The sequence below is a fragment of the Zarconia navalis LEGE 11467 genome, assembly GCF_015207075.1.
Taxonomy (GTDB): domain Bacteria; phylum Cyanobacteriota; class Cyanobacteriia; order Cyanobacteriales; family Geitlerinemataceae; genus Zarconia; species Zarconia navalis.
Window position 1 is genome coordinate 1 of sequence record NZ_JADEXN010000296.1, and the last position, 6,647, is coordinate 6,647.

The following is a 6,647-nucleotide window of genomic DNA, read 5'->3' on the forward strand; positions in this document are numbered from 1 at the left end:
CGATCGCATCGCCGCTTTAATGAGCTGGTAAAAACGGGGGCCAGATACGTCAACTTCCCGAGCGTTATCCCGTTGCGTTCCCAAAAGACCCATTTTTTTGCCTTTCTCTACCGCTAACACCTGAGCGCGATCGTTGCGAATTCTTAACTCGGTTTTCGACTCTAACGGGTAGATACCGCAGCGATACTGCCGTCCCTGGTATTCAAAGGAGGCGTGGCGAATCTGGGGAGGTATTGAAGCCGTCGCTGCGGTGATTTCGGGTGACCGGAGAGTTTCTGGTTGGGCAATGTCTGGCTGGGTTTGAATATCTGAGTTGGTTTGAATGTCTGAGTCGGCTTGAGTGTCTGGCTGGGTTTGAACATCTGAGTCAGTTTGAATGTCTGAGTCAGTTTGAATGTCTGAGTTTGTTTGAATATCTGAGTTGGTTTGAATATCTGAGTTGGTTTGAATATCTGGCTGGGTTTGAATATCTGGCTGGGTTTGAATGTCTGAGTCAGTTTGAATATCTGAGTCGGCTTGAATCTCCTGAGTCGATTTCTCCCCACAAGGTAAGCGAACTCCTACGATTTCGAGATCGATCGTCGTTTTACCCTTAAAGTTATTTTCCCGCAGCTTGTAAGCCACATCGATTCGGTTCGGTAGCGGGCAGTATTCACTCCACCGCCAGGCGATCGCCGATTGTGGAGACTGGGCAGTGGAATCGGACGCAATCGTCAATTTGAGGTGGTTTTGTCCCACTGTGGTTTGTTCGAGAACCCGGACGTTCGGCGTCCAAAAAACGGGAGGATCGTTGGCAATGCCACAGGGATGCAGTCGATCGATTTCCCGATATAAATGGTCATCGATTTGCGCCAAGTCGGCGATCGCGTCGATGGCAATCGCCGGTTTGAGGTGTTCGGTTTCCAAACACTGGTTAGCAAAAGTACTCAGACGCGATCGAAATCCCTCTAGATTGTCCGCCGCCAGAGAAAACCCTCCAGCCGCCCGGTGTCCGCCGTATTTCCCCAGCAAATCGTCGCAAAACTTCAACGCTTCAAAGACATTAAATTCGGGAATACTGCGCGCCGAACCGCGAATTTTTTGCCGATCTTCATCCTCGTAGGTACCGATGAAAACCGGAACGCCATATCGTTCCACTAGCCGGGATGCGACGATGCCGATGACACCGTGATGCCAGTCCGGTTGAACCACCACCAGAACCCGATCTGAAAGGAAGTCAATCTGAGATTCTTCGCACCAAGCGATCGCCTCCGCCTCGATCTGAGTACACATCTCCCGGCGCTGTTGATTGATTTGTTCGCACTGCATTGCCCTTTCCAGCGCGATTCCCTCATCATCCGTCGTCAGCAGTTCGATCGCCACTTGGGGGTCGCCAATGCGTCCGACGGCATTAATTCGAGGCCCCAACCGAAATCCGATGGCATCGGGTTTCATCGTCCCGTTCCCGTCATTTGCCCCAGAAACCTGAATCAACGCTTGAATCCCCGGTAATGTCGAGTCAGGCAACTGGCGCAATCCCTCTTTCACCCAGCGACGATTGATACCCGTTAAGGGGGCGAGATCGGCGATCGTCCCCAAGGTCAGCAACTCCCGCATGGGGGAAACCAGATCCTCCGCTTTACCCAATACTTGCCCCAATTCGATCGCCAGCAGGTACGCCACCCCAACCCCTGCCATACCTCGATAGGGAGAAGTTTCCGGCAGCATTTTCGGATTCAGGATCGCATTGGCCTCGGGGAGTTGGGTCGGTAAATCGTGGTGGTCGGTAACGATGACATCCATTTCCAACTCTCGCGCCAGTTCGATGGGATCGCTCGCGGCAATGCCGTTATCCACCGTTAAAATTAGCCGAACGCCCCGTTCGTGCAATTCTTTGACGATGCGCGAATTGATACCGTAGCCATCACTCATCCGGCTGGGAATGGCGTAGTCCACCTCGCCCCCTAAATACCGTAGCGCTCTCAGGAGAAGGGCGGTACTGGTCATGCCATCAGCATCGTAGTCCCCGCAAATGGCGATCGGATATTTCTGGGCGATCGCCTCTTGGAGTAAATCTAGACCACTTTCGAGTTCGTCCCCAAAGGCTTCTAGAGGTGTCGGTAAAGTTTCCAAATCCGGTTCCAAAAAGACTTGCGCGTCATCCGGTGTTTCATACCCCCGATTGACTAAGACTTGTGCCAGCAGAGGCGATAAGTCAGCGATCTCGGCAAGTTGGGCGGCTTGTTCTGGCTTCGCCTCGAAAATTTTCCATCGCTGGTTCGGCAGGCGAAAGGTGCGAGGGGAAAAGGTTGAGGGAGAATCTGGCACCATGGGAAAATATTTTGACAAGGTGGGACAAGGGATGACGCACTACACTATATCAACCTGTCCTCGCGAATGTCTATTTGAAATTTGCCACGGGGTATTCACTTGGTAAAAAATTTATATTTGGAAAAATAAAGCGGTTTTTTATCCGGACTTCAAACAATGGAAACAAAAGCATCGAACGAGGCAATTTTATAGATTGTAAAAAACCTCGAAACACATGCATAACTGTCCCGATCCCATCAATACAAGCATGAATATTATAGTAAGTTACAAGTTATAAACCTCGAAAAGTAGAGAGCGCGCGTTCATCATGAATCCAACTCCCCAAAAATTATCCACTTCCCAAGAATCCGAAGCTCTCCAAGCGTTTGCTAAAGCGTTAACCGTCCACTTAACCTGGACGGTGGCGGGTTTATTTCGCGAGAGTTTAACTCCGACTCCCAAGTTTGGTATTCGGAAAAACTCCTAAGTGCAATGTTAAGCGCGACCATCGATCGAGAACTCGATCGATGGTTTTCGCATTCGCTTAATTAGCGCGGTTAAGTACTAATACGATCTTGAATTAAGATTTTTGAGCCGGTGCAAAGTGGCGAATTCCGCTGCGATCGCTCTGCCGACGGGGACGATCGCTCTCGTCATAAATTTCCCCCACCAACTCTTCTAAAATATCTTCGAGGGTAATCAATCCCACTGTTCCCCCATACTCATCGACGACGATCGCAATATGCAGTCGCTGCTGCAACATTTCTTTGAGCAAATCGGCAACTCGCTTGGTTTCGGGAACGTACACGGGGGGATCGACGGCACTCAATACACCTTCTTTGTTTCCTTGTTCGGTACCGATAATCGTCAGCCGATGTAAAGCACGTTTGAGATGAGCGATTCCCACGATCCGATCTTTAGACTCCTCTTGTACCGGAATCCGGGAATATCCCGTCTCCAAACACAAATCCACCAGTTGCTGCAACGTGGCTTGGTGAGAAATGGTTTGCATCTCGATACGCGGCTTCACCACATCTTTGGCGGTGAGGCGATCGAGCATTAAGGCTTTGTTGAGCAGTTGGTGCTTCTGAAGGTCTAATTTGCCCTTACCGCTGAGCAAATCGATCATCAACTGCAAATCTTTGAGAGATTCTCCCTGCTGTCCGTCTTTGGGTTGAAAGCGACGAATGGCAGTTTGGGTGATGGTTTCAAATAAGTAGATAACTCCTAACAACGATAACAGCTTCGAGAGCCAGTAAATCGGGCGCACCACCATCATGAAAATGGGCAAAACGTTGTTGATGGCAACGGATTTGGGCACGATTTCGCCAAAGGTGAGCACCAAAAAGGTGACGGCGGCAGTGGCAATTCCGATGGACTGATTTCCCAGCCAGAGGGTGAACAAATTACTCGTGAGAATGGCGGAGAGGTTGTTGACGAGGGTGTTTCCCACCAGTAGGGTAATGATGAATCTCGTCCGGTTCTCCAGCAGCAGTCGGAAAATCGATCGCGACGAACCCGCATCTTTCATCAGCGATCGCAATTTGAAGTTATCCAGGGCGGTGATGGCGGTTTCCGATCCGGCGAAAAAGCCCGACAGAAGTAGCATGAACCCAAGGACTACAAGATCCAGCCACACTTCTCCAAGAAGGGGTTGGACATCGGCGGCGAGAATATGAGGTGAAGCGAGTATCAAAGGTCAGATGAGTTAGATTCTCCCTAACCCCAGCCCGTGGCTGGGGTTAGAGGATGAGTGAAAGTTGATGGAACCCGCAGAGCGCTACAGTCCGACATAGGCAGATTGATAAGCCCACCAGAGTAAGAAACCAATTCCGCCGAGGATGACTAGGGTAGAAACGACAATAGCCAGGGGTGTATCGGCACCCTTGAATTTCATGATGCCGCGATTGAGGTCAGTCATAGTTTGAAGGGGTTACTTCGACGACTCGATAAAAGGTCGATCGCTCTCCAAGAGGGCGATCGACTACAGTCTAACGTATTTTAGACCGGTTGGCGACGACCTCCTTCACAAAATTTAGCCCATCTTAATATTTCCTCGAACTGGGTCGATTTTGGCTAGATAAATTTTTTGATTTCCGATTTTCGGTTGAGAGTATTTTTAAGTATTTTGAGAGAGAAAACCGTTTTTAATTTAAACAGATCGAATTTGATTATTGCTCTTTAAAAAGATATCGATTTTCCATATTTTAAGACCTAAAAAGTAAAATCAAGATCGCAAATGAATCCATCACGAAAGTAACAGCAATTTATTTGACAAAATCTCGCGATCGAGGGTAGGATAACGGGTGCATAAATTTTAAAAACCCCAACAAAATTCCGCATGGGCAACAAGCCAACTATCGCCATTTCTCACTTGGGCTGCGAGAAAAATCGCATCGATACCGAGCATATGCTCGGATTGCTCGCGAATGCTGGCTACTCCATCGACAGCAATGAAGAATTAGCCGACTACGCGATCGTCAATACTTGCAGTTTCATCCAAGCAGCGCGGGAAGAGTCGGTGCGAACGCTGGTGGAGCTGGCAAACGCTGGAAAAAAAGTCATCGTCACCGGATGCATGGCGCAGCATTTCCAAGAAGAATTACTCGAAGAATTGCCCGAAGCCGTAGCCGTGGTGGGAACGGGAGACTACGGCAAAATTGTCGATGTGGTGGGGCGCGTCGAAGCCGGGGAACGAGTCACAGAAATTTCCCCAGAACCAACTTATATTGCCGACGAAACCACTCCTCGCTATCGCACCACTACCGAAGGGGTCGCCTACCTGCGAGTTGCCGAAGGCTGTAACTATCGCTGTGCCTTTTGTATTATTCCCCACTTGCGGGGAAATCAAAGATCGAGATCGATCGAATCGATCGTCGCCGAAGCCGAACAACTGGCCGCCGAAGGGGTACGCGAACTGATTCTGATTTCCCAAATTACGACCAACTACGGTACCGATATCTACGGAAAACCCCAACTCGCCGAACTGCTGAAGGCGTTAGGCAAAGTGGATATTCCCTGGATTCGGATGCACTACGCCTATCCCACAGGACTCACCCCCGAAGTCATCGCCGCAATTCGGGAAACCCCCAACGTGTTGCCCTATTTAGACTTACCCCTCCAGCATTCCCACCCGGAAATTCTGCGGGCGATGAACCGTCCGTGGCAGGGACGGGTGAACGACGAAATTATCGATCGCATCAAAACCGAACTGCCAGAAGCGGTGATGCGCACCACCTTTATCGTCGGCTTCCCCGGCGAAACCGAAGCGCATTTCCAACACTTGCTAGAGTTTGTCGGTCGTCACGAATTCGACCACGTCGGCGTTTTCACCTTCTCCGCCGAAGAAGGAACCCCCGCCTTCGGCCTCCCAAATCAACTCCCGCAGGAAGTCATGGACGCTCGCCGGGATGCCTTGATGCAGTTACAGCAACCTATTTCCCTGAAGAAAAATGCCGTTTCCGTGGGGAAGGTGGTGGATGTTCTCATCGAAGAAGAAAATCCCCAGACCGGCGAACTGGTGGGACGTTCTGCCCGATTTGCGCCGGAAGTCGATGGTTTGGTATACGCACGGGGGACGGCGCGACTGGGTTCGATCGTTCCGGTGACGATTGCCGATGCCGATGTCTACGATTTATACGGCAGTGTCGCTTTGTAAGCCTCGGAAGAGGACTTTAGAGGCTTCGGCAGTTGGGCAGAAGAGTCAATGGAAATGGATGAGTGGCGATTCTCCTCGTCCCCTTTCTGAAGCACATAATTCCCATGTCTCCCCGTCCGTATATCTGTGGGTCTTCCCCGATCGTTTTCTCAAAAATCTGGCAGGATGAAGAGATGTAACGGATCGACCTCCAACAGACATTTCCCCGAAGCGATCGCCCATGAGTCAGATACTCCAACAAACCTTAAACCCGCAACTCGAAGCCCTAACCACTCTGTTCGAGCAAATGGATCGGGCGTTGATTGCCTATTCCGGTGGCATTGACAGCACCCTAGTGGCCAAAATCGCTTACGATGTCCTCGGCGATCGCGCCCTTGCCGTGACTGCCGTCTCCCCATCCCTGCTGCCCGAAGATTTGGAAGAAGCCCGAGTTCAAGCGGCCGCGATCGGGATTTCCCACGAGGAAGTGGCCACCGATGAAATGGCGAACCCCAACTACACCGCCAACCCGGTAAATCGCTGCTACTTCTGCAAAAGCGAACTCCACGATACCCTCAAACCCCTTGCCCTGGAACGGGGTTATCCCTACGTCGTCGATGGTGTCAATGCCGACGATTTGCACGATTACCGCCCCGGTATTCAGGCGGCGAAAGAACGGGGGGCGCGATCGCCTCTAGCAGAGGTGGGCATGACCAAAGCC

General features: G+C 50.9%; 6 protein-coding genes. 3 read left to right on the forward strand and 3 right to left on the reverse strand.

Translation table 11 applies throughout. The features are described from left to right. On the reverse strand, nucleotides 1-2,310 hold a 2,310-nt coding region (recJ, locus tag IQ235_RS15085; protein WP_264322267.1), incomplete at its 3' end, for a single-stranded-DNA-specific exonuclease RecJ. Between the two features lie 307 nt (nucleotides 2,311-2,617). On the opposite strand from recJ, the gene IQ235_RS15090 reads away from it, so the two are divergent. Next, on the forward strand, nucleotides 2,618-2,776 hold the full coding sequence (locus tag IQ235_RS15090; RefSeq protein ID WP_264322268.1) for a hypothetical protein: 159 nt from the start codon (nucleotides 2,618-2,620) through the stop codon (nucleotides 2,774-2,776). 93 nt (nucleotides 2,777-2,869) lie between these two features. Here IQ235_RS15090 and IQ235_RS15095 read toward each other — a convergent pair whose 3' ends face one another. Together IQ235_RS15095 and IQ235_RS15100 are read right to left on the reverse strand one after the other, a co-directional pair. Beyond that, a complete protein-coding gene (locus tag IQ235_RS15095; RefSeq protein ID WP_264322269.1) occupies nucleotides 2,870-3,985 on the reverse strand; it encodes a hemolysin family protein in 1,116 nt (371 codons plus the stop codon). 84 nt (nucleotides 3,986-4,069) lie between these two features. Then, nucleotides 4,070-4,210 (reverse strand): hypothetical protein, encoded by a 141-nt coding sequence (locus tag IQ235_RS15100; protein ID WP_264322270.1) that lies wholly within the window; start codon nucleotides 4,208-4,210, stop codon nucleotides 4,070-4,072. A gap of 420 nt (nucleotides 4,211-4,630) precedes the next feature. On the opposite strand from IQ235_RS15100, the gene rimO reads away from it, so the two are divergent. Further along, nucleotides 4,631-5,947 (forward strand): 30S ribosomal protein S12 methylthiotransferase RimO, encoded by a 1,317-nt coding sequence (gene rimO, locus IQ235_RS15105; protein ID WP_264322271.1) that lies wholly within the window; start codon nucleotides 4,631-4,633, stop codon nucleotides 5,945-5,947. A gap of 220 nt (nucleotides 5,948-6,167) precedes the next feature. After that, nucleotides 6,168-6,647: ATP-dependent sacrificial sulfur transferase LarE (larE, locus tag IQ235_RS15110; RefSeq protein ID WP_264322272.1), on the forward strand; the 480-nt coding region annotated here is incomplete at its 3' end.

Coding starts and splice junctions, on each gene's coding strand:
- rimO (WP_264322271.1), top strand. CDS start 4,631: ATGGGCAACAAGCCAACTATCGCCATTTCTCACTTGGGCTGCGAGAAA.
- IQ235_RS15090 (WP_264322268.1), top strand. CDS start 2,618: ATGAATCCAACTCCCCAAAAATTATCCACTTCCCAAGAATCCGAAGCT.
- IQ235_RS15100 (WP_264322270.1), bottom strand. CDS start 4,210: ATGACTGACCTCAATCGCGGCATCATGAAATTCAAGGGTGCCGATACA.